This is a genomic window from Caulobacter sp. ALps2 (assembly GCF_058681635.1).
This window is the reverse complement of record NZ_CM178743.1, coordinates 2,369,600-2,389,364: the sequence shown is the minus strand read 5'-3', so window position 1 is coordinate 2,389,364 and position 19,765 is coordinate 2,369,600. Positions and strand designations below refer to the sequence as shown.

General features: G+C 67.2%; 19 protein-coding genes, 1 tRNA gene and 1 pseudogene. 5 read left to right on the top strand and 16 right to left on the bottom strand.

Annotation, left to right across the window (positions count from 1 at the left end):
* Positions 1–267: 267 nt before the first annotated feature.
* From ACW173_RS11495 to rplJ, 4 genes are all read right to left on the bottom strand, one after another.
* The gene (locus ACW173_RS11495) at positions 268–429 is read right to left on the bottom strand and encodes a hypothetical protein (RefSeq protein WP_492085475.1); all 162 of its coding nucleotides are present in this window, start codon (positions 427–429) and stop codon (positions 268–270) included.
* Between the two features lie 36 nt (positions 430–465).
* On the bottom strand, positions 466–1,497 hold the full coding sequence (locus ACW173_RS11490) for a WD40/YVTN/BNR-like repeat-containing protein (protein WP_492085473.1): 1,032 nt from the start codon (positions 1,495–1,497) through the stop codon (positions 466–468).
* A gap of 145 nt (positions 1,498–1,642) precedes the next feature.
* Positions 1,643–2,023: a 50S ribosomal protein L7/L12 gene (gene rplL, locus ACW173_RS11485; protein ID WP_492085472.1), complete on the bottom strand. Its 381-nt coding sequence runs from the start codon at positions 2,021–2,023 to the stop codon at positions 1,643–1,645.
* Positions 2,024–2,069: 46 nt separating this feature from the next.
* Positions 2,070–2,588: a 50S ribosomal protein L10 gene (gene rplJ / locus ACW173_RS11480; protein WP_492085471.1), complete on the bottom strand. Its 519-nt coding sequence runs from the start codon at positions 2,586–2,588 to the stop codon at positions 2,070–2,072.
* A 406-nt stretch (positions 2,589–2,994) separates the two neighbouring features.
* On the opposite strand from rplJ, the gene ACW173_RS11475 reads away from it, so the two are divergent.
* Positions 2,995–4,338 (top strand): alpha/beta fold hydrolase, encoded by a 1,344-nt coding sequence (locus tag ACW173_RS11475; RefSeq protein ID WP_492085470.1) that lies wholly within the window; start codon positions 2,995–2,997, stop codon positions 4,336–4,338.
* Positions 4,339–4,347: 9 nt separating this feature from the next.
* Here the strand turns inward: ACW173_RS11475 and ACW173_RS11470 are convergent, their stop codons facing one another.
* The 7 genes from ACW173_RS11470 to ACW173_RS11440 all read right to left on the bottom strand — a co-directional run bounded on the left by ACW173_RS11470 (position 4,348) and on the right by ACW173_RS11440 (position 9,861).
* Positions 4,348–5,169 (bottom strand): hypothetical protein, encoded by an 822-nt coding sequence (locus ACW173_RS11470; protein ID WP_492085468.1) that lies wholly within the window; start codon positions 5,167–5,169, stop codon positions 4,348–4,350.
* Positions 5,170–5,223: 54 nt separating this feature from the next.
* Positions 5,224–6,489: a TIGR03862 family flavoprotein gene (locus ACW173_RS11465; RefSeq protein ID WP_492085466.1), complete on the bottom strand. Its 1,266-nt coding sequence runs from the start codon at positions 6,487–6,489 to the stop codon at positions 5,224–5,226.
* A gap of 72 nt (positions 6,490–6,561) precedes the next feature.
* Positions 6,562–7,248: a 50S ribosomal protein L1 gene (gene rplA, locus ACW173_RS11460; RefSeq protein WP_492085465.1), complete on the bottom strand. Its 687-nt coding sequence runs from the start codon at positions 7,246–7,248 to the stop codon at positions 6,562–6,564.
* A gap of 4 nt (positions 7,249–7,252) precedes the next feature.
* Entirely contained in the window at positions 7,253–7,684 is a 432-nt protein-coding gene (gene rplK / locus ACW173_RS11455) for a 50S ribosomal protein L11 (protein WP_056046604.1), read from the bottom strand.
* 281 nt (positions 7,685–7,965) lie between these two features.
* Positions 7,966–9,186, bottom strand: a complete 1,221-nt coding sequence (gene spt / locus ACW173_RS11450; protein WP_492085462.1) for a serine palmitoyltransferase — start codon at positions 9,184–9,186, stop codon at positions 7,966–7,968.
* 1 nt (position 9,187) lies between these two features.
* On the bottom strand, positions 9,188–9,499 hold the full coding sequence (locus ACW173_RS11445) for an acyl carrier protein (RefSeq protein ID WP_492085460.1): 312 nt from the start codon (positions 9,497–9,499) through the stop codon (positions 9,188–9,190).
* 176 nt (positions 9,500–9,675) lie between these two features.
* On the bottom strand, positions 9,676–9,861 hold the full coding sequence (locus tag ACW173_RS11440) for a hypothetical protein (protein WP_492085458.1): 186 nt from the start codon (positions 9,859–9,861) through the stop codon (positions 9,676–9,678).
* Positions 9,862–10,044: 183 nt separating this feature from the next.
* Here ACW173_RS11440 and arr point away from each other — a divergent pair, with 183 nt between their 5' ends.
* Positions 10,045–10,473 (top strand): NAD(+)--rifampin ADP-ribosyltransferase, encoded by a 429-nt coding sequence (gene arr, locus ACW173_RS11435; protein ID WP_492085456.1) that lies wholly within the window; start codon positions 10,045–10,047, stop codon positions 10,471–10,473.
* Between the two features lie 79 nt (positions 10,474–10,552).
* Here the strand turns inward: arr and nusG are convergent, their stop codons facing one another.
* The 4 genes from nusG to ACW173_RS11415 all read right to left on the bottom strand — a co-directional run bounded on the left by nusG (position 10,553) and on the right by ACW173_RS11415 (position 12,361).
* Positions 10,553–11,110 carry a transcription termination/antitermination protein NusG gene (gene nusG / locus ACW173_RS11430; RefSeq protein ID WP_492085453.1) on the bottom strand — a complete coding sequence of 186 codons (558 nt, stop codon included), beginning with the start codon at positions 11,108–11,110 and terminating at the stop codon, positions 10,553–10,555.
* 10 nt (positions 11,111–11,120) lie between these two features.
* Positions 11,121–11,441, bottom strand: coding sequence for a preprotein translocase subunit SecE (secE, locus tag ACW173_RS11425; protein ID WP_492085450.1), 321 nt, complete (start codon positions 11,439–11,441; stop codon positions 11,121–11,123).
* A 64-nt stretch (positions 11,442–11,505) separates the two neighbouring features.
* Positions 11,506–11,581: transfer RNA gene (locus ACW173_RS11420), tRNA-Trp, on the bottom strand.
* Between the two features lie 474 nt (positions 11,582–12,055).
* Positions 12,056–12,361, bottom strand: coding sequence for a hypothetical protein (locus tag ACW173_RS11415; RefSeq protein ID WP_492085448.1), 306 nt, complete (start codon positions 12,359–12,361; stop codon positions 12,056–12,058).
* Between the two features lie 498 nt (positions 12,362–12,859).
* Here ACW173_RS11415 and ACW173_RS11410 point away from each other — a divergent pair.
* From ACW173_RS11410 to ACW173_RS11400, 3 genes and pseudogenes are all read left to right on the top strand, one after another.
* Positions 12,860–13,803 (top strand): annotated as a pseudogene (locus tag ACW173_RS11410) (ferredoxin--NADP reductase).
* A 3-nt stretch (positions 13,804–13,806) separates the two neighbouring features.
* The gene (locus ACW173_RS11405; RefSeq protein ID WP_492085446.1) at positions 13,807–15,045 is read left to right on the top strand and encodes a molybdopterin molybdotransferase MoeA; all 1,239 of its coding nucleotides are present in this window, start codon (positions 13,807–13,809) and stop codon (positions 15,043–15,045) included.
* An 88-nt stretch (positions 15,046–15,133) separates the two neighbouring features.
* Positions 15,134–17,023 (top strand): polysaccharide biosynthesis protein, encoded by a 1,890-nt coding sequence (locus tag ACW173_RS11400; RefSeq protein WP_492085445.1) that lies wholly within the window; start codon positions 15,134–15,136, stop codon positions 17,021–17,023.
* Positions 17,024–17,235: 212 nt separating this feature from the next.
* On the opposite strand, the gene ACW173_RS11395 is transcribed toward ACW173_RS11400, so the two are convergent.
* Complete coding sequence (locus ACW173_RS11395; RefSeq protein WP_492085443.1) at positions 17,236–19,659, bottom strand: TonB-dependent receptor; 2,424 nt, start codon at positions 19,657–19,659, stop codon at positions 17,236–17,238.
* Positions 19,660–19,765: the final 106 nt, after the last annotated feature.

The following is a 19,765-nucleotide window of genomic DNA, read 5'->3' as shown; positions in this document are numbered from 1 at the left end:
TTCAGGGAGCCGCGGACGCTGGAATTCCCCTAAAAAGCGACCGGGACCGGAAGCCTTAGGGCGCCCCTTCGCGCTGGTCGGAGGGCGGCTGACCGCGCCTCGGGGCGTAATACGGACGCGCGTAGGCGCTCCGCCGATGTAATCGTGAACGCGGGGATATAGGGGATGAAGGCAGGGAAGAAAAGGGGGATTCGTAAACTGGCGTAAATACGCTCTTGCGGTTTCCCACAGCCTTGTGCGGCCCGGCTTTCGGCGAACCGGGTTCTCTCAGGTGCCGCGCTTCAGGGCCTTCATGGCCAGCGAGACGCCCAGGGCGATCAGGCAGACGAAGAACGCGACCTTGGTGATCGCGCCGGCGACGTCGACGACGAAGCCGAGGATACCGAAGACGATCATGAGGACGAGCAGGACACCGGCGATCTTGAGCATGGCGGATGAACGTGAGCTTGGCCGGAACGGTTCCGTCTAAGCCTTCCAGATCCCGATCGAACCCTTGGGCCCGCATAGCACGCCCGACGTCTCCGAGGTCAGGCGCACGGTGTTCATCGGCGCGGGCGAGATCCGCTCGAACGCCCCGCCCTCGCGGCTGACAATCGTACCGGCCAGGCCCGTGGCCATCACGGTCGAACCGTCGACCGAGACGCTGGACAGATAGCCTGGCGGGGCCTCGACCGGCTCGAAGGTGACGCGGCCGGGGTCCAGGCGCGCCAGGTTCACGCCCTTGGCGGTCGGGCTCTTGTAGTCGCCGCCACAGACCCACAGCGCATTGTGCTTGTCGAAGGCGACCGCGAACGCACCCTTGGATGCGGCGTCGGCCAGGATCGGCGTGTCGATGGCCACGAAGACCCCGCCCCCGCCGCGCGACAGATAGACCCGCGCTCGACCCGCCCCGCCGGTGCAGAAGGCCACCTGCCCGCGCTTGCCGATCGCCACGCAACCGTTGCTGGCCGCGAAGGCCCCCTCGTTCGGCGCCGCTAGCGGCACGCCCTCGTTCTTGAGCCGCGTCCAGGTCTCGCCGCCATCGGCCGTGTAGAGCATGGTGAACCGGCCCTGGGTCGGGTCGCCCAGAATGAAGCCGCGGCGACCGTCGACGAAAGCGATCGAGTCCCAGAAGCCGTCAGGGTCGTGGTTGGTCGCGATGCGCTTCCAGGCCTTGCCGCCGTCCCTGGTGCGCCACAGCTGCGAGGCCGGCCCCGGACCGGCGCTCATCGCCAGCAGGTGGTCGTCGTCGAAGGCGTGCAGGCCCCGGAAGTCCAGCCCCTCGGCCCCGACGATCCGCATGGCGTCCTGCCGCTCGCCCTTGCCCCGGATCAGCCAGCCCTTGGACCCCGACGCCCAGTACGACTTACCGCCGGTGGGCGAGAGACCGCGCAGCTCGCTGTCGGCCACCGACGCCGGCATGACGATGCCGCCCAAGCCGCCTTTGGCCAAGACAGGCGTGCCGGCCAGAGAGAGCGCGCCAACGAGGGCGCCGCGGCGATGGATCAGCTTCGGCATGCGATTCCCCGAAAGAGAGGGGGCAGATTCGCCATTGGGCCGCCTGACGACAAGAGCCCAAAAACAAAGCGGCCCCGGAGGTTTCCCTCCGAGGCCGCTCGGCAGTTCCAAAAGGAACCCGTCCCCAGCGAACGCTGGGAATGGATTACTTCACTTGGACCTTGGCGCCGGCTTCGGTCAGCTTCTTGGCGACTTCGTCGGCTTGGGCCTTCGAGACGTTCTCGACGACGTTCTGCGGAGCGCCTTCGACCAGGTCCTTGGCTTCCTTCAGGCCGAGGTCCGGACGGACGCCGCGGACTTCCTTGATCACGTTGATCTTCTTGTCGCCGCCGTCGACCAGGACAACGGTGAACTCGGTTTGCTCTTCAGCGGCTTCAACCGGAGCGGCAGCGCCACCGGCAGCGGCGACGGCGACCGGAGCGGCGGCCGAAACGCCCCACTTTTCTTCCAGCAGCTTCGACAGTTCAGCGGCTTCCAGCACCGACAGGGTGGACAGTTCTTCGACCAGCTTTTCGAGCTTCGACATGTGTCAGTTCCTTAGAGAGATTGGGATAGATTTGCGGGGATGACCGTTACGCGGCGTCTTTGGTCGCGTAGGCGTTGAAAACGCGAGCCAGCTGGGCAGCCGGGGCCTGCAGGACGCCAGCGATCTTGGTCGCCGGAGCCTGGATGAGGCCGATAAGCTTGCCACGCAGTTCGTCCAGCGACGGCAGGGTCGCCAGAGCACGCACGCCAGCTTCGTCCAGCACGTTGGTCTGGTCCAGAACGCCACCGACAATCTTGAGCTTGTCGTTTTCTTTGGCGAACTGCACCGCGATCTTCGCGGCCGAAACGGCGTCCGGGCCGTAGGCGATGGCGACCGGGCCGGTGAACAGGGCGGAACCCGTATCACCAAGCTTGCCGTCCAGAGCCTTGAGGGCCAGGGTGTTCTTCACAACCTTGATCGCGGCGCCTTCCTTGCGGAGGCGAAGACGAAGGTCGGTCATTTCCGCAACGGTCAGACCCATGTAGTGGGTCACGACGACAGCGCCGGCATCGGCGAAGACGCTTTTCAGCGACTCGATCGATTCCTGCTTTTGAGCGCGGTCCATTGCGGTCTCCTACTCAATAACAGCGGCCGGACCATTCCGGCAGCCAGATGCGGTCCCATGCGGAATTGCTCCCGCTTGCGAGTCGCACATGCCTGTTTCAAGGAAAGTCGGCCGCGTTCCGGTCTCGGACCGTCCCCTCAATGAAGAAGGAAGCCACGAGCAGGAAGACTTGGCGTCTCTATCCCTGTCTCCCGACGGCGAGGAAGGGCTCTTCCTCGATTACGGCGTTGGTGACCCCACGCCCCGTAGTTCTCAAACAGGTTCTCCGTTGGACCGGAGTCCAGCGAAGAGGCGGGCCGTATAGACGAAGTGGCGACGGATATCAACAGCGTGTTGAAATTCACGCCGCCCCTCCCCCGCCGCCTCGAAGCCATGTTCTATAGGGCGACGAGTTTGGGGGATCTCTATGAAACGCATCGTCGTGCTGACCGCGCTTCTGCTGGCCTTCGCCGGCCCTGCCTTCACCGAGCCGAAGGTCCCGCCGACGCCCCGCGCCGTGGTCGCCGATCCGGCTCGCGACAAGGATCGCCCGGCCGACATGGCCGCCTTCCAGATCGACATCGCCGGGTCGAAGGTCAATGCGATCCTCTACACCGCCTCGGGCCCCGGACCGCACCCGACGATGCTGTTCCTGCACGGCTTCCCCGGCAACGAGACCAATATCGACCTGCTGCAGGCGGTGCGCCGCGCCGGCTGGAACGCCATGCGGATCAACTATCGCGGCTCATGGGGCAGCCACGGCAAGTTCAGCTTCGCCAATGCCCGCGCCGACGGCGAGGCGGCCGTGGCCTTCCTGCTGGATCCGGCCAATGTCGCCAAATACCACATCGATCCCAAGCGCATCGTCGTGGCCGGTCACAGCATGGGCGGCTTCATGGCCGCCGACGCCGTCGCCGCCGAGCCGCGCGTGGCCGGCGCCGTGCTGATCGACTCCTGGGACATCGGCTCGCGCGGCGACCGCATCACCTCGGCCGAGGCCCGCAAGACCGCGATCGAGGCCATGCGCCCCGACACCGCGCCGCTGGCCACGACGCCCGAGGCCCTGGTCGCCGAGATCGAGCGCGACGCCGACAAGCTGGACCTGGAGAAGCTGACCGCCCAGATCTCCGATCGCCCCCTGCTGTTGATCGGCGCTGAATTCGCCGGCGCGCCCGGCACGCGCAAGCTGGCCGCCGCCGCGAAGGCGGCCAGCGCAAGGGCGCTGACCGAAACCTACATGGCCACCGATCACAGCTTCTCGGACGCGCGTATCGCGCTGGAGAGCGAGGTGATCCGCTGGCTGGCCCGCTTCGAACCTGCAAGCGCCGCCAAGGCTCCCTTCCCGCCACTGAAGGGCGCCTATGACGAAGGCAACGTCTTCGCCCGGATCATCCGGGGCGAGCTGCCCAGCTACAAGGTCTATGAGGACGCCGACATCCTGGCCTTCATGGACCGCGCCCCGCTGGAGCCCGGCCATGTGCTGGTGATCTCGAAGACCTCCAAGGCTCGCAACCTGCTGGAGATGAACCCCGCGGACATCGCCAAGGTCATGGCTGTAGCCCAGAAGGTCGGCCAGGCGGAAGTCGACGCCCTGAACCTGGAAGGCTTCCTGATCCTGCAAAATAACGGTGTTGGCCAAAGCGTGCCGCACCTGCACGTCCATGTGATCCCGCGCGTGGCCGGCAAGCCGGTCTATCTCATGGAGAACAAGCCGGCTGATCCGAAGGACCTGGAGGCGATGGCGGCGCGGATCCGGGCGGCGGTCAAGTAGGCGCCACGATCAGACCCCCATCAGCCGCTTGACCGTGGCGTGCCAGAATGGCGTGTCCCAAAGGGTGTGAACGGCGAGGGTGAACGGCGCGGCGACAGCCAGCCAGATCCAATAGGCGCGATGGACGCGGCGGTTACGGAAGACGTCCCACAAGAACATCGGGGCGATCGCCACTAGGATGTAGAGGTCTGACGAGAGCGGTCGCTCCGGTAATGTGGTCGGGATCCATTTGATACGGTCGAAGGCGGCTGGCAGCGCGCCCGCGATCGACAGGATCATCATCCGCTTGTGGAAGCCTGGATCCGTCGCCCGCGCCCTGACGCCCAGGAACACCAGGATCGCGAAGACGATACCAATGCGGCCCTGGACCAGCATGATGTTCTCGAGGAACGTCAGCAGGCCCAGAACCTGGGGCCTGACCAGCGGCGGCGCGGCCCGCAATCCATCGAACACCTGGTGATAGATCGTCGGGATCAGCACGAACCCGACAACCACAAGCGCCGCCGCGAGCACCGCCCCCGCCATGCCAAGCAAGCGATGCGCGGCGACGTGGCCGGTCGCCACGAGCGAGGTCTGGGTGAGCAGCAACAACAGGTAAGCCCCCATCAGGAGGGCGTGAAGATGCAGCACCAAGGGGAACGGTGGTCGCTGCTTGGCCTCGACCGCGGCCATCTGGACCAGCGAGTCCGGTATGAAGCCCGCGAGCACGATAGCCACGAAGCTGGAGGCCATGAAAACGTAGATCCAGCGATCGATAAACGCCGTGCGTTTGCCGGAAAGCGCGTCGAGCCGCACGCCAGCGACGGCCGCCGCCTGATCAATTGTCGTCATGGGACCTCTCCCCCCGGAGTGGAGGAGAAGAATTGCTCGCGGAACGCCGTTACGTCAAGTTTCACCCGCCGCGCGGTGCGCTTTCGCTTGACCCAAACGCGCCAGCGCCGCGCCACCGGCCGCCACGCCCGTCGCGAAACACGCCTGCAGAAGATAGCCGCCCGTAGGCGCCTCCCAATCCAGCATCTCGCCGGCCAGGATCACGTCGGGGCGGCCCTTCAGAGCCAGGCCATCCAGGCTCTCGAACCGCGCGCCGCCCGCCGCCGAGATGGCGCGCTCCAGCGGCTGCACGCCGGTCAGCGCGATCGGCGCGGCCTTGATCGCCGCCGCCAGGGTCGCGGGCTCGGCGGCCAGGTCCACGCCGTGAGCCTCGCGCAGCAGATTGACTTCGACCGGCGACAGCTTGACCGCCTTGCGCAGGAAGTTGCTCAAGCTCTGCCCGCCCCTGGACGCGTGCAGCCGGCGCTCCAAGGTCTCGACGGGGATGTCGGGGCGCAGGTCGATGATCGCCACGGCCTGGCCGTCAGCCTCAATCGCGTCGCGCAGGGTCGCGGCCAAGGCGTAGACCGCACCGCCCTCCAGGCCATAGCCCGCGACCATGGCGTCGCCCCGCGCCGTCCGGTCACCATGGCGTAGGCTGATATTCTTCAACGGCTCGCCAGCGAAACGCTCACGAAACACCGCGCTCCAGGCGACGTCGAAGCCGCAGTTGGCGGGGCGGAACGGGGCCACCGCGCAGCCCCGCCCTTCCAGCGCTGGAACCCAGGCCGCGTCCGAGCCCAGCTTGGCCCAGCTGGCCCCGCCCAGGGCCAGGATCACCGTCCGGGCCCTTACGACCTCGCCATTGATCAGCAGGCCGCCGTCGGCGCTCCAGCCGGTCCATTCGGCGCGAGCGCGCAGTTGCACGCCCAGGTTCTCGAGCCGCGCCAGCCAGGCCCGCAGCAGCGGCGAGGCCTTCATCACCTTGGGAAACACCCTGCCGCTGGCGCCCACGAAGGTCGGCTGTCCCAACCCCTCGGCCCAGGCCACCAGGTCCTTCGGCGCGAACGCCCGCAGCATTGGCCGCAAGGTCTCGGACCGCGCGTCATACCGCCGAACGAACCGCTCGAACTCTTCGGAATGGGTGAGGTTCAGCCCCCCACGTCCAGCCATCAGGAACTTGCGTCCGAAGGTCGGCATCTTCTCGAACACGGCCACGGACTTGCCCGCCCCATTTCCGAGGCCCTGGGCCACCGTCTCGGCCGCCATCAGCCCGGCCGGCCCGCCGCCGATCACGGCGACGTCGAGGATCTCGTCTTCGGGTGTGGGCTTTGGGCTCATGCGCCTTGGATCAAAGAAAAAGGGCGGCGCCGCAAGGCCCCGCCCTTCTCATCTCGTGACTTCAGACGGCGATTAGCCGACCGAGGCGGTGTCCACCTTGAAGCCCGGGCCCATCGTCGACGACAGGCCGATGCGCTTGATGAACACACCCTTGGCGCCCGAGGGCTTCGAGCGGTTCAGGGCTTCGATCAGGGCCTTGACGTTGATGACCAGGGCTTCGTCCGTGAACGAGGCCTTGCCGATGCCGGCGTGGACGATACCAGCCTTCTCGACGCGGAACTCAACGGCGCCGCCCTTGGCGTCCTTAACGGCTTGGCCGACGTTCGGGGTCACGGTGCCGACCTTCGGGTTCGGCATCAGGCCGCGCGGGCCCAGCACCTTACCGAGGCGACCGACCAGGGCCATCATGTCCGGCGACGCGATGACGCGATCGAAGTCCATGAAGCCGCCGGCGATCTTTTCGTACAGGTCTTCGGCGCCGACGTGCTCGGCGCCCGCCGCGGTCGCTTCAGCGGCCTTGGCGTCCTTGGCGAAGACGGCGACGCGGACGTCACGGCCGGTGCCCGACGGCAGGTTCACGACGCCACGGACCTGTTGGTCGGCGTGGCGCGGATCGACGCCGAGGTTGACCGAGATTTCGATCGACTCGTCGAACTTGGCCTTGGCGTTGGCCTTGACCAGGGCGATGGCGGCTTCGACCGAGTGAGCCGCTTCGCGGTCGCCGGTCCAGGCCTGGATGCGCTTGGGTTGCTTAGCCATGTGATTAGGCCTCCACGATCTTCAGGCCCATGGCCTTGGCGGAGCCTTCGATGATCTTGGCCGCGGCCTCGATGTCGTTGGCGTTCAGATCCTTCATCTTCTTTTCGGCGATCTCGCGCAGCTGGGTGCGGGTCACCTCGCCGACGGTCTCGCGACCGGTCAGCTTGGCGCCGGACTTCAGGCCGGTGATCTGCTTCAGGAAGTGCGTCGCCGGAGGCGTCTTGGTGACGAAGGTGAACGACTTGTCCTGGTAGACCGTGATCACGGTCGGCAGGGGGGTGCCCTTTTCGACGTTCTCGGTGCGCGCGTTGAACTCCTTACAGAAGCCCATGATGTTGACGCCGCGCTGACCCAGAGCCGGGCCGATGGGGGGCGAAGGCGTGGCCGAGCCAGCCTTCACCTGGAGCTTGATGTAGCCCAGGATCTTCTTAGCCATGGTATCCTCTCGTGAGGGCCGGAGCCCTCGCTGGTGAGCCGTGGTGCGGGCTTGGCGGCCCTCCCACGGATTTGAACTCGCCGCCGGAACGACAAGCACGCTCCAGGACCCATCCAGAGAATGGGCCCGAGAGCGAGGCGCGGCGTGTAGCAGGCGGGGAAGGCGGAGTCAAAGGCCGGCGGGACGTTCGAGACGCGGGTGATCACCCCCGAACGTCCGCCGCTGGTCGCGCATGGCCGCCAAGGCCGGGCCGACGGCCACGTCTCGGCGATCCCCCTGGCTTAAGCCTTGGCGGCGCGGCGCAGGTCTTCCGGCAGCACGCCGTATTCATGGCCCAGGCTGATCAGCTGCTCGGCCAGGCCGTCCAGCTGCGCCTCCGAGTGGGCGGCCGAGATGGCGCAACGCAGCAGGCTCTCGCCCGAGGGCGTGGCCGGCGGCAGGCCGACATTGACGTAGTAGCCGCGGTCCAGCAGCGCCCGCCACATGGCCAGGGTGGTCTGCTCGGAGTCGAGACAGACCGCGACGATCGGGCTGGCGATCGAACCCAGCTGGAAACCGGCGGCGGCCAGGGCGCCGTAGAAGCGGTGGACGTTGCTCCACAGCTTCTCGCGCAGCTGCGGCCGCTCGCGGACCGCCGCCAGGGCGGCGCGCACCGAGGCCACGGTGGCCGGCGGCAGCGAGGCGGTGAACATGTAGGGCCGGCAGGCGACGCGCAGGATGTCGAACTGCTCGAGATTGGAGACGCAGTAGCCGCCCACCGCGCCCAGGCTCTTGGAGAAGGTGCCGACGACGAAGTCGACATCGTCCAGCACGCCAACCGCCTCGGCCAGGCCGCAGCCGCGCTCGCCCAGAACGCCCATCGAGTGGGCCTCGTCGACCAGGATGTAGGCGCCGTAGCGGCGCGCGACCTCGACCATTTCCTTCAGCGGGGCCATGTCGCCCAGCATCGAATAGATGCCCTCGACGACCACCAGCTTGTTGCCGGGCTCGTCCTTCACGCGGCGTAGGCGCGCCTCCAGGCTGGCTGGGTCATTGTGCTTGAAGCGGATGGCGCTGGCCTGCGTCTGCTTGCAGGCGTCATAGATCGAGGCGTGGCTGTCGGCGTCCAGCAGCAGGAAGTCGCCGGCCCCGACCAGGGTCGAGATCACGCCGAGGTTGGCCTGATAGCCGGTCGAGAAGACCATCGCATGCGCCATGCCGTGGAACTCGGCGATCTCTCGCTCCAGGGCCACGTGCTCGGAGAACGAACCGTTGGCGATCCGCGAACCGCAGGTGCCGGTGCCCTCACGACGCGCCGCCTCGACGGCGGCCTCGATGCACGCGGGATCGAACGCCAGGCCCAGATAGTTGTGGGTGCCGACGGTCACGGTTTTTCGCCCGTTGATCTCGGCCTCGGTGGCGGACAGCAGCCTGTCCATCACCACGCCCGTGGGCATTTGTCCGGACGCGCGAGCGGTTTCGTAGCGCGCCATCAGGGCGGAATGGGTGTCGAAGATGCCCAATTCAGTGTTTTCCGAGTCTTGAGACGATGTAGGCGGCCAAGTCCTCGACGGTGCGGAACTGGGCCAGTCGATTGAGTGGGATCGAGATGTCGAAGTGATCCTCGATGTCCAGGACCGCGTTCATCACGGTCAGGGAGTCGATGTGCAGATCGGCGGTGATGTCGGTCGTCGGCGTCACGGTCCGTCCCGACGGGGCATAGGGTTGCAAGGTCCGCAGGACAAAGGCGGCCACGGCGGAGACCACCGGATCGCCGACCGAACGGCCCTCCGGAGACACACGCACGCGGTCGCCCTCGATGACCTCGATAGGCATCGAAACCGCTACCGCATGGTCGCGGTCACCTGTCTGCGACTTGGTGATAGGCCCCCCCATCGCGCTCGCTCAGCCCCGGACGCTCCAGTTACAGAGTAGTCACATTCGCGTGGACGGCAAGCCGGGTGCGGATTCCGGGCCTCAAGACGTGTTTCGGATTGTGTGAGAAGCCCAGCCTAAGAAGCGCACTTGGCCATGCCTGCCATCGCCAGCAGGCTGAGCGCCGAAAGTCCGAACAAAACGCCCATGGCGCATCCCAGCAGACCATCTGGCAGCGGGAGACGGTTGGCGAGCGGCAGCAGGACGATGGCCACGGTCATGGGCGCGACGGCCAGAGCCACCAACTTCCGGGGCGCTTTCATCAAGACTGATCTCCGGGTTGGGAGGCGGAAAACCGCTCTGAATCGACCGTCTTGGCCCCCGCCTGAAGGGGATTTGGGGTCGAAAAACCTGAGTTCAAGAATTGGCGATCGACGAAATATGCGCAGTTTGTAGCGCCCTCGACGCGAGGGACCCGTCGGGTCCCAAAATCAGGAGGGCCGCTGATGACCACCTTCGCCAAAACGGGCGCCGAAACCGGCGCGGAGCCGTTCTACCATGGGACCAAGGTCGACCTGGCGGTCGGCGACCGGATCGGGGCCGGATACGCCTCCAACTACGGCAAGCGCAACAAGGCCAGGTTCGTCTATCTGACCGCCACGCTGGAGGCGGCGACATGGGGCGCGGAACTGGCCCAGGGCCAAGGACGCGGCCGCATCTACATCGTCGAGCCGACGGGGCCGATCGAGGACGATCCCAACCTCACCGACCAGAAGTTTCCGGGCAATCCGACCAAGTCGTACCGCACCCCCTATCCGCTGCGGATCGTGGGCGAGGTCGTCGATTGGACGGGCCACACGCCCGAACAGCTCAAAACCATGCGCGACCACCTGGCCGAACTGGACCGGCGGGGCGTGGAGGCCATCGAAGACTAGACAGCAAAAAGCCCCGCGTCGGAGGACGCGGGGCTTTTCAGAATTCTCAGGCCAGAAAACTTCAGACCGCGTCGAAGGATCAGGCGATCTTTTCGACTTGGGCGTATTCCAGCTCGACCGGGGTCGCGCGACCGAAGATCGAGACAGTGACCCGCAGACGGGCCTTTTCCTCGTCGACCTGCTCGACGGCGCCGTTGAAGCTGGCGAACGGACCGTCGATGACACGGACGTTCTCGCCGACTTCGTACAGCACCACCGACTTCGGAGCGGCGACGCCCTCCTCGATGGCGCCAACGATGCGCTGGACTTCCTTTTCGGAGACCGGCATCGGCTTGGAGCCGCTGCCCAGGAAGCCCGTCACCTTCGGAGTGTTCTTGATCAGGTGGTAGGCTTCGTCCGAGAGGTTCATCTTCACCAGGACGTAGCCCGGGAAGAATTTGCGCTCGGCGTTGACCTTACGGCCGCGGCGGATCTCGACGACCTCCTCGGTCGGCACCAAGATCTCGGAGAAGTTCTCCTCGAGGCCCTGGTTCTTGGCCTGCTCGCGGATGCTCTCGGCCACCTTCTTCTCGAAGTTCGAGTAAGCGTGGACGATGTACCACTTGTGGTTCGGGTTCGAGGCGGTTTCGGTGCTCATCGCTTCTATCTTATCCCGCGGTCGCCAGCTTCAGGAGCTGATTAATGGCGAAACCCACGCCGCCGTCCACGGCCATGAAGAACAGCGACGCCACGACGACCATGATGAAGACCATCACCGAGGTGATCCAGGTCTCCTTGCGCGTGGTCCAAGTGATCTTGCGGGCTTCGGCGCGGACTTCACGGAAGAACTGCACCGGGCTGGTGCGCTTCTTGGGGGCGGCGGGAGCGGCCGCGACCGTCGCGCCGGCGCCAGCGGGCGCCATCGCCGCCGCCGTCTTGGCGGCGCGGTTCTTGATCGCGGACGGGCTGGATCCCGGTTTCCTGGCCATGCTCTAGAGGCTCACGACTTTCAAATGCGACCGGCCGGAATGGCGGCCCGTCGGAAACATATAGTGGCAGGAGTGGAGGGACTCGAACCCACGACTTTCGGTTTTGGAGACCGACGCTCTACCAGCTGAGCTACACTCCTGCGGACCGACCGCTCTTTCGAGCTTACGGACATCCGGAGACAGACAGCGCGCCGGAAGGCTTTGAAGCCTCGGCGCGCCATGTCCTGTCGCCAGAGCCGCGCCATTTAGCAGGGTCGCATGCGGCGGGCAAGCGGGGCGGAACGGTTTGACGGGTTTAGAGCCTCTCAACCCCACGTCCCTAGGGGCGCGCGGGCTTCAAAAGGGGATCGGAAGCCCCGGCCCGGCGTTATTTCGCCATGCCCAGCCCCTCCTCGCCCCCTTCTCAGCCATCGCAAGCGTCTTCCCCGGCCGACCGCCCGTCGAATCGGGAGGTCGAGCACGAAAACCAGCGTCCCGCGACTCGGGATGGCCAGCCGCCACGGCCGGCCACCGAACCGCGAGGCGCGGCCAACAGCGCCCGTTCGCCGAAGACCCGGACCGATCCGGGCTCCGGCGAGAGCTAAGGGCTACAGGTCAAGCCAGGCTGGTTCAGGTCAGCCGGCCTTCTCCTGTTTGGTCTTGGCGTCCTTGTCCGTCGCGTTCGACGCACTTGCCGGCAAGGTGGCGCCGCACTGGATGCCCAGGTACGAGAACTTGACGTTCGTCAGCTCGCGCCCGCACTGGGTGTTCTTGCCCTTGTCCAAGCCGCGCAGCGAGACCGCCACGCCCTTGGACAGATCCGGCGCTGGATTGGCGCTGCTGATGTCATAATATCCGCCGCCACGGCCCTTTACGACCAGGCAGTTGGTCTTCTCGACAGGCCGCACGCAGCCCGACGCCGTGATCGTGGCGCCTTCCATGACGACTTGATTGGCTTGCGCGACTTTCGTCTTCGCGCCGCCTTCACTGCAACCAGCCAAACCAAACGCTAACAGACCGGCCGCCGCGGCGGCCCCTATGAACCTAACCCGCATACGTTCCTCCGTATCGTTGGCTTCGCGAACGAAGCAAAAGGAAGTCTGCGCCTCGTTTGAAGGACCGGCAATCACATTTTTGACGCTTTCGAAAAACCGGTGCGGATGTTTCGCTGAATGGGAAAAAGATTGTCCTTAACCGGACGACAGACGAACAACGTCGTCAAATTTCACCCAGCCAAGCGCAATGCCATGCCGCATCATGTTGAAAGCCCTTCTCATCTGAACATTTGTTCGTGGACCGAGACGCGGCTTTCTCTCCGCGTACGAATACTGGCGCTGATCTTTCGGGTCGCCGACACAGGCAAAAAGCTCCTGGATGCCGGAGTTTTTCCGAAGCCGGCTTTAGACAACCGGCGTTGACATGGAGACGGCGCTGCTCAAATGAGACAGGAGCCGCCTACAGGGCCGTAGCGGCGTCCATCGCGCCGAGCCGACCGGCGCTCCGCCCTCCCCGCGCCGAGCGCGCCAAGGATTCAAGAGTTCAGATGACGGCCACCGCGACCGCTCCCGCCCCTACTGGCGCTCCCGTCAAGGAAGCCCCGTACTTCACCGAGAAGGTGTTGTGGGTGAAGCACTGGACCGACCGCCTGTTCAGCTTCGCCATCACCCGCCCCGCCAGCTTCCGCTTCCGCTCGGGCGAGTTCGTGATGATCGGCCTGCCGCCCCGCGAAGAGCTGGGCGAGAAGAAGCCGATCCTGCGCGCCTATTCGATCGGCTCGCCGCATTTCGCCGAAGAGCTGGAATTCTTCTCGATCAAGGTCCCCGACGGCCCGCTGACCTCGCGCCTGCAGCAGATCCAGGAAGGCGACGAGATCCTTCTGGGCAAGAAGCCGACCGGCACCCTGGTTTTGGACGCCGTCCGCCCGGGCAAGCGCCTATTCCTGTTCGGCACTGGCACGGGCCTGGCGCCCTGGCTATCGGTCGCCCGCGATCCCGACGCCTACAGCCGCTTCGAGCAGGTCATCGTCGCTCACGGTGTGCGTGAAGTGCAGGAGCTGGCCTATCGTGACCTGTTCACCGCCGAGATCCACGAGGATCCGCTGGTCGGCGACGAGGCCAAGGCCCAGCTGGTCTATTATCCGACCGTGACGCGCGAGGCGTTCGAGCGGCAGGGCCGCTTCACCGACCTGATCGGGAGCGGCAAGCTGTTCGCCGACCTGGGCCTGGACCAGGTGAAGTTCGATCCCGAGCACGACCGCGCCATGCTGTGCGGCTCGATGGCCATGATCAAGGATACCGCCGCCCTGCTGGAAGCCCACGGCCTGCGCGAAGGCTCGAACGCCGAGCCGGGCGACTTCGTGATCGAGCGCGCGTTCGTCGGGTAGATCGTGACCAAGCCCGCGCGCCCGCTCAAGAACCTCACGGTCGAAGAGGCGCGCGGCCGGATCCTGGACGGCGCCGCCCGCCTGGGCGTCGAGACCGTCGCCCTGACCGAAAGCCTGGGCCGCGTGCTGGCCCAGTCCGTCGTCGCCGACCGCCATCAGCCGCCGTTCGACGCCTCGGCCATGGATGGCTGGGCGATCCGCCGCGCCGACTACGCTCCCGGCAAGGTCTTCGCGGTCGCCGGCGAGAGCGCGGCGGGCAAGGCCTTTCCGCGCGCGGTCCAGGCCGGGGAGGCCGTCCGCATCTTCACCGGCGCGCCCGTCCCAGCCGGCGCCGACCTCGTCATCATTCAGGAAGAAGCCGTCCGCGAGGGCGGCCATGTCCGCTTCGACACCGGCGAGGATCCCAGATCCAACGTCCGCGCCAGCGGCGGCGACTTCAAGACCGGCGACGTCCTGCTGGAGGCCGGCGTCGGCATCGATCCGTGGCGGCTGTGCCTGGTCGCCTCGGCCGGTCTGGCGCGGGTCCTGGTCGCCCGCCGGCCGCGCGTGGCGATCCTGGCCACCGGCGACGAGCTGGTCGCGCCCGGCGCCGCGCCCCGTCCCGACCAGATCTATGAGAGCGGCTCCTTCGCCCTGGCGGCCCTGATCCAGAGCTGGGGCGGCGAGGTCTTTCGCCTGACAGCCGCGGCCGACGACGCGGCCGCCATCGCCGCCGCCGTCGAGCCCGTCGACGCCGACCTGATCGTCACCATCGGCGGAGCCTCGGTCGGTGACCACGACCTGGTCAAGCCGGCCCTACGCACCCTGGGTTTGGGCCTCGCCGTCGAGACAGTCGCGGTGCGCCCGGGCAAGCCGACCTGGTTCGGACTCCTGCCCCCACAAGGCCAAGATGGCGGTCGCCGCGTGCTGGGCCTGCCCGGCAATCCGGCCTCGGCCCTGGTCTGCGCCGAGCTGTTCCTGCGTCCGCTGCTGGCGGCCCTGACCGGCGGCGATGGCGAAGTCCGCCTGGTCCCGGCCCGCCTAGCCACGCCCCTGCCCGCCAGCGGCCCGCGCGAACACTGGATGCGCGCCGCCCTGTCGGTCGATCTCGAAGGGCGAACCGTCGCCAGCGTTTTCCCCGATCAGGATTCCTCGCTGGTCGGCGTCTTCTCGCGGGCGGATGCTCTGCTGCGTCGACGGTCCGGCGCCCCCGCTGCTTCAACGAACGACGTCGTCGAAGTTCTGCCGCTGCGGCGCGGCTGAAATCGCGACGGCGGCGGATTGCCGTGCTAGTTGCTTGAACGATTCCACCGGGGCGCGCCCCGGCCTTCAGGCTCAAGAGGTTCGTTTCATGGGGCATGCAGGCAAGATCGCGACGCACGTCCTGCTGGCCTTCCTGGCCTTGTTGGTGGGCCGCTACCTCGTCATCGACATGCCCTTCACGCCGGACACGTTGGCGCAGGCCGGCTATTACGGCCTGGGCGCGCTGATCGTCGAACTGCTGTTCCGCGTCGAGCGCGCGCCCTGGCGCTTCGTCTCGGCCAGCGACCACCTGCGCCTGTTCCGCTCGGCCTTCCTGACGGCCGCGACCTTCATGGTCATCACCCGGTTCACCCATCCGGGCATCGACGGCGGCCTGCGCACCGTGGCGGGCGCGGCCCTGTTCCAGGGCACCTTCCTGTCGGCCCTGCGCGTCATCCGCCGCAGCCTGCATGAGCGCCAACTTCTGGACTCGGTGCTGCGCCTGGGCCCAGCCTTGATGCACCCCGCCCTGCCGCGCCTGCTGATCGTCGGCTCGGCGGTCGAGGCCGACGCCTTCCTGCGCTCCCCGGCCGGCCTGGGCGAGCGCTACACCCCGATCGGTGTCGTCTCCCCGCTGGACCGCGAGACCGGCGACGAGCTGCGCGGCGTCTGCGTGCTGGGCGCCATCGCCGACTTCGACCGCGTGCTGGCCCGGCTCCGTGACAGCGGCCTGTCGCCCTCGGCCATCCTGTTCCTGACCGACAGCGCCATGAGCACCTTCGGGGCCGAGCGCCTGGGCCGGCTGAAGACCGAAGGCGTGCGCCTGCTGCGCCGCCACGGCGTGGTCGAGATGGGCGCCGCGGCCAGCCCAGGCCCGGTTCTGCGCGAAATCAGCCTGGAAGAACTGCTGAGCCGCCCGCCCGTGCGCCTCGATCCCGAACCCGTCCGCGCCCTGGTCTCGGGCCGCCGCGTGCTCGTCACCGGGGCCGGCGGCAGTATCGGCTCGGAGCTGTGCCGCCAGATCGCCGCCAGCGGCTGCGCCCACCTGACCATGGTCGACACCTCGGAATACAACCTGTTCCACATCGACCGCGAGATCGCCGACAGCCACCCGCTGCTGTTGCGCCGCGAGGTGCTGTGCGACGTGCGTGACGCCTCGCGGGTGCAACGCGTCTTCGCCGAGCAGAAGCCCGACATCATCTTCCACGCCGCGGCGCTGAAGCACGTCACCCTGGTCGAGAACCACCCCTGCGAGGGCGTGCGCACCAACGTTCTGGGCACCCGCAACGTCGCCGCCGCCGCCAAGGCCTGCGGCGCGGCGCACCTCGCTTTGATCTCCACCGACAAGGCCGTGGCCCCGACCAGCGTGATGGGCGCGGCCAAGCGCGTGGCCGAGGCCGTGGCCCGCCAGTATGGCGGCGGCGGCGACATGCGCGTCAGCATCGTTCGCTTCGGCAACGTGCTGGGCTCGGCCGGCTCGGTGGTGCCGATCTTCCAACAGCAGATCGCCCGCGGCGGCCCGGTCACCCTGACCGACGCGGCGGTCGAGCGCTACTTCATGACCATCCCCGAGGCCGTGCAGCTGGTGCTGCGCGCCGTCGCGCTCTCGATGATCGCCACCGACGCCGACGAGGCCGGGGTTCTCACCCTGGAGATGGGCGAACCGGTCAAGATCATCGACCTGGCCAAGCGGATGATCGAGCTGCAGGGCCTGGTCCCGGACCGCGACATCGAGATCAAGATCACCGGCCTGCGTCCCGGCGAAAAGCTGACCGAGACCCTGCTGGACGTCAACGAAGTCGCCCGTCCCAAGGCCCCCGGCATCATGGAAGCCCTGCGCCTGTCGCGCGCGCCCGTGATCGAGGACGAGCGCCTGGAGACCCTGGACGCCCTGGCCGAGATCGGCGACGAAGCCGCCGTCCGCGCCCACCTGTTCGAGCTGGTGGAGGACCTGCGTCAGGTGGGTCCGTCCAAGGTGGTGAAGATCCGGGCGTCTTAGAGGGCGGGGCCTACCCTCGGGGGGGGGCAAGGCGCTTTGACATATCGCGGCGAGGTCATGATCCTGGCCTAACTGGACCGCCGCCCTTGAAAAGACCCTGCGATGAGCGGGGAGCGGGAAATAAGCCGTTAAGCGCCCCCTCCGTCTCGCTTCGTATCCGCATCGTGACGGAAGAGGCGCTCCGCAAGAGCAAAAGCCCTGCCGTCGCTCCCTCAAAACTGCTTCCGCAAACCCAACCGCACTCCGCGCCCGCCCGCGGTCTTCACCAGCGCCTCCTGGTAGGCCTCGGGCGTGCGGCCCTGACTGTCGCGGACGTGCATGTAGCTGTCGAAGACATTCTCCAGGCTGAGGTTCAGCTTGGTTCCCTTCAGCCACGGCCGGCCCTTGGCCAGGGCCTTGTTCGCGCCCAGGTCCACGGTGCTCATTAGGATCAGGATCGGCGGGGTCGAAAACCGCAGGTCCTGCCCCCGCGCGCCGCCATCAACGCGCGTGGGACTGCGCCAGAAACCCGCCGCGGTAAAGGTGTAGCCCGGTACGCCCAGATTGACCGACAGGTTGATCTCGTGACGCGGCGAGCTGTTGAACTGACCCAGCGACGCGCCCTTCAGCTTGTCCAGCGGGGCCATGCCGTCGTGGATCGTCACCTCGTCGCGCAGCCGCCAGCGGTCGTTCAGCGCCACGAACAGGGACTTGGGCCCGGTCCCGGGCTTGGGGCCGCCCCAGCGCCGGACATAGGTCACCCGCGAGCGCAGGTCCTCGGTGTCGGCATGGGCGAAGTTGACGGACCGCGTGTCGATGGCCGTCAGCCGGCCTTGAGCGTCACGGGTGAAGCGGCTGGGGAAGGCCGCTTCTAGCTCCGCCGAGGCCGAGGGAAAGCCGGCGATCGGATCATCGATCCGTGTACGGATATAGTTGGTCGACAGTCGCAGGTCTCGCGTCTCGAACGGCTTGTAGTTGACGCCCAGCTTGACCAGTTGGCGGCTGTCGGGCCGCAAGGCCGGATTGCCGCCCGAGATCAGGGTGACGAACGCCGTCTGGCCGGTGGCGTAGTCGTAGACCGGCGTGCTGGCGGTCTGCTGGACGGGGTTGTTCAACTGCTGCGGCGTCGGCTCGCCCTCCTCCCAGCCATAGTCGGCCGACAGGTTCAGGCCCTTGACCGGCGTCCAGTTCACCCCACCGCCGGCCGTCAGCAGGCCGCCGATGTCCGAGAATTGCTCGTACTGGCCGTTGGCGTTCAGCGACACCTTGCCCAGGAAAGCCAGCGCTCCGGCCTTGTCGACCAACGGCATGTCGAGGCTGGTCTGCAGCGCAGCCCGATCGCGGGTCAGGACCTGGTCGACGCGCACGCCCGACCGGACGCTCTCGGAATCGAACCGGCGATGATCGGCGCCGAGACGGACCATGGCCCGCATCCGCCCCGCCGGCAGCCCGGCCAGCGTGCCGTTCAAGGTCATGTTCAGTTTGGCGCTGGTGGCCACGGAGTCGGCGGTGTCGCTTGGCGCGTAACGGATCAGCCGGTCGGGGATCGGCCCGGCCGGATCGACCTCGCCCGCCGCCACGGCGGCGCGCAGGGCCGAGGTGTCCAGGCCCCGCCCGGTCCGGCTGGCGCTTTCGCTGCGGTCGACGTCGCCGTCCAGGGTCCAGCGCCAGCCGGCCCTGCGCCCCGACAGACCCGCGACCAGTCCGACCTTGCGGGTGTCGTTGCGGGTCTTCAGGGCCTCGGACACATCGAGATAACGGTAGACGTCGCCGTCGCCCGGCGGATCCAGGGCCACGCCAGGCAGACCTCGGAAGCTGACGCTGTTGTTCACCTGTAGGTCGCCGCCCAGCGTCGCCGTCGTCTCGCCGCCGAGAGGGTGGGTATGGACGACCTCGATCTTGGCCTGTTCGGCGCGTGGCAGCAGGGTGCGCGCGGCGGTCAGGCTCCCGCCAACGACAGCATCGACCAGGGCTTCGGCGCTGCCGGCCGCCGGCGTGCGGACCACCGCGCGCTCATCCTCGAACAGCGGCGAGTCGCGATGATAGCGGGCGGTCACGATCGTGCGCCCCTCGCCCTGAACCTTGAACTGGTTGACCAGCTGATCGGTCGAGGCCCGGTCACCCGCCGCCAGCCAATGGCCCTCGTTCGTCACGGTCACCGCGTCGAAGCGCTTCTTCAGCACGATGTTCAGCACCAGCTGATCGGCGCGATAGCCGTGGGCCAGGGCCTCCTCCTCGCGCAGGGGCGCGGCCCGCAGAATCGCCTCGGCGGGGATGTCGGACATGTTGCCCGTCGTGCGTCGACCGTTGATCAGGATGACCGGCGGCTCGTCGCCGCGGCCCCGGGCGTTGCTCATGATCGGGGCCAGGCGGGTCAGCAGCTCGCCGACGGTGTTGACCCCCAGCGTGCGGATGGCCTCCTCGTCCAGCTCCAGTTCAGGCTCGATCGGACCTTCGGTATCGCCCGGTTTGGCGCCTTCGACGGTCAGGGGCGCCAGCTCATTGCGGTCGCGGCGACACTTGGCCTTGGCGGCTTCATCCTCGGCGTCCTCGCAAGACACCGGTGTCTCGCGCGGCGCTGCTGGAACCGGATCCGGCGCGGCGTCCAGGGTCATGGCGGCCGCCAGGCCGCCCAGCGCCATCAGGCTCAAGTCCATCGCCAATCCCCCTACGCCACCCCCGTGGCCTCAACTCCAAGAGAGCAATCACAACCAGACATTGATTCGACTGAATGGTGACGCTTTCACGGCCCTCGCGACACAG

Bases quoted from the DNA above. Each gene is read 5' to 3' on its own strand.
- ACW173_RS11495 (WP_492085475.1), bottom strand. From the start codon at position 429: ATGCTCAAGATCGCCGGTGTCCTGCTCGTCCTCATGATCGTCTTCGGT.
- ACW173_RS11490 (WP_492085473.1), bottom strand. From the start codon at position 1,497: ATGCCGAAGCTGATCCATCGCCGCGGCGCCCTCGTTGGCGCGCTCTCT.
- rplL (WP_492085472.1), bottom strand. From the start codon at position 2,023: ATGTCGAAGCTCGAAAAGCTGGTCGAAGAACTGTCCACCCTGTCGGTG.
- rplJ (WP_492085471.1), bottom strand. From the start codon at position 2,588: ATGGACCGCGCTCAAAAGCAGGAATCGATCGAGTCGCTGAAAAGCGTC.
- ACW173_RS11475 (WP_492085470.1), top strand. From the start codon at position 2,995: ATGAAACGCATCGTCGTGCTGACCGCGCTTCTGCTGGCCTTCGCCGGC.
- ACW173_RS11470 (WP_492085468.1), bottom strand. From the start codon at position 5,169: ATGACGACAATTGATCAGGCGGCGGCCGTCGCTGGCGTGCGGCTCGAC.
- ACW173_RS11465 (WP_492085466.1), bottom strand. From the start codon at position 6,489: ATGAGCCCAAAGCCCACACCCGAAGACGAGATCCTCGACGTCGCCGTG.
- rplA (WP_492085465.1), bottom strand. From the start codon at position 7,248: ATGGCTAAGCAACCCAAGCGCATCCAGGCCTGGACCGGCGACCGCGAA.
- rplK (WP_056046604.1), bottom strand. From the start codon at position 7,684: ATGGCTAAGAAGATCCTGGGCTACATCAAGCTCCAGGTGAAGGCTGGC.
- ACW173_RS11445 (WP_492085460.1), bottom strand. From the start codon at position 9,499: ATGCCTATCGAGGTCATCGAGGGCGACCGCGTGCGTGTGTCTCCGGAG.
- ACW173_RS11440 (WP_492085458.1), bottom strand. From the start codon at position 9,861: ATGAAAGCGCCCCGGAAGTTGGTGGCTCTGGCCGTCGCGCCCATGACC.
- arr (WP_492085456.1), top strand. From the start codon at position 10,045: ATGACCACCTTCGCCAAAACGGGCGCCGAAACCGGCGCGGAGCCGTTC.
- nusG (WP_492085453.1), bottom strand. From the start codon at position 11,110: ATGAGCACCGAAACCGCCTCGAACCCGAACCACAAGTGGTACATCGTC.
- secE (WP_492085450.1), bottom strand. From the start codon at position 11,441: ATGGCCAGGAAACCGGGATCCAGCCCGTCCGCGATCAAGAACCGCGCC.
- ACW173_RS11415 (WP_492085448.1), bottom strand. From the start codon at position 12,361: ATGGAAGGCGCCACGATCACGGCGTCGGGCTGCGTGCGGCCTGTCGAG.
- ACW173_RS11400 (WP_492085445.1), top strand. From the start codon at position 15,134: ATGGGGCATGCAGGCAAGATCGCGACGCACGTCCTGCTGGCCTTCCTG.
- ACW173_RS11395 (WP_492085443.1), bottom strand. From the start codon at position 19,659: ATGGACTTGAGCCTGATGGCGCTGGGCGGCCTGGCGGCCGCCATGACC.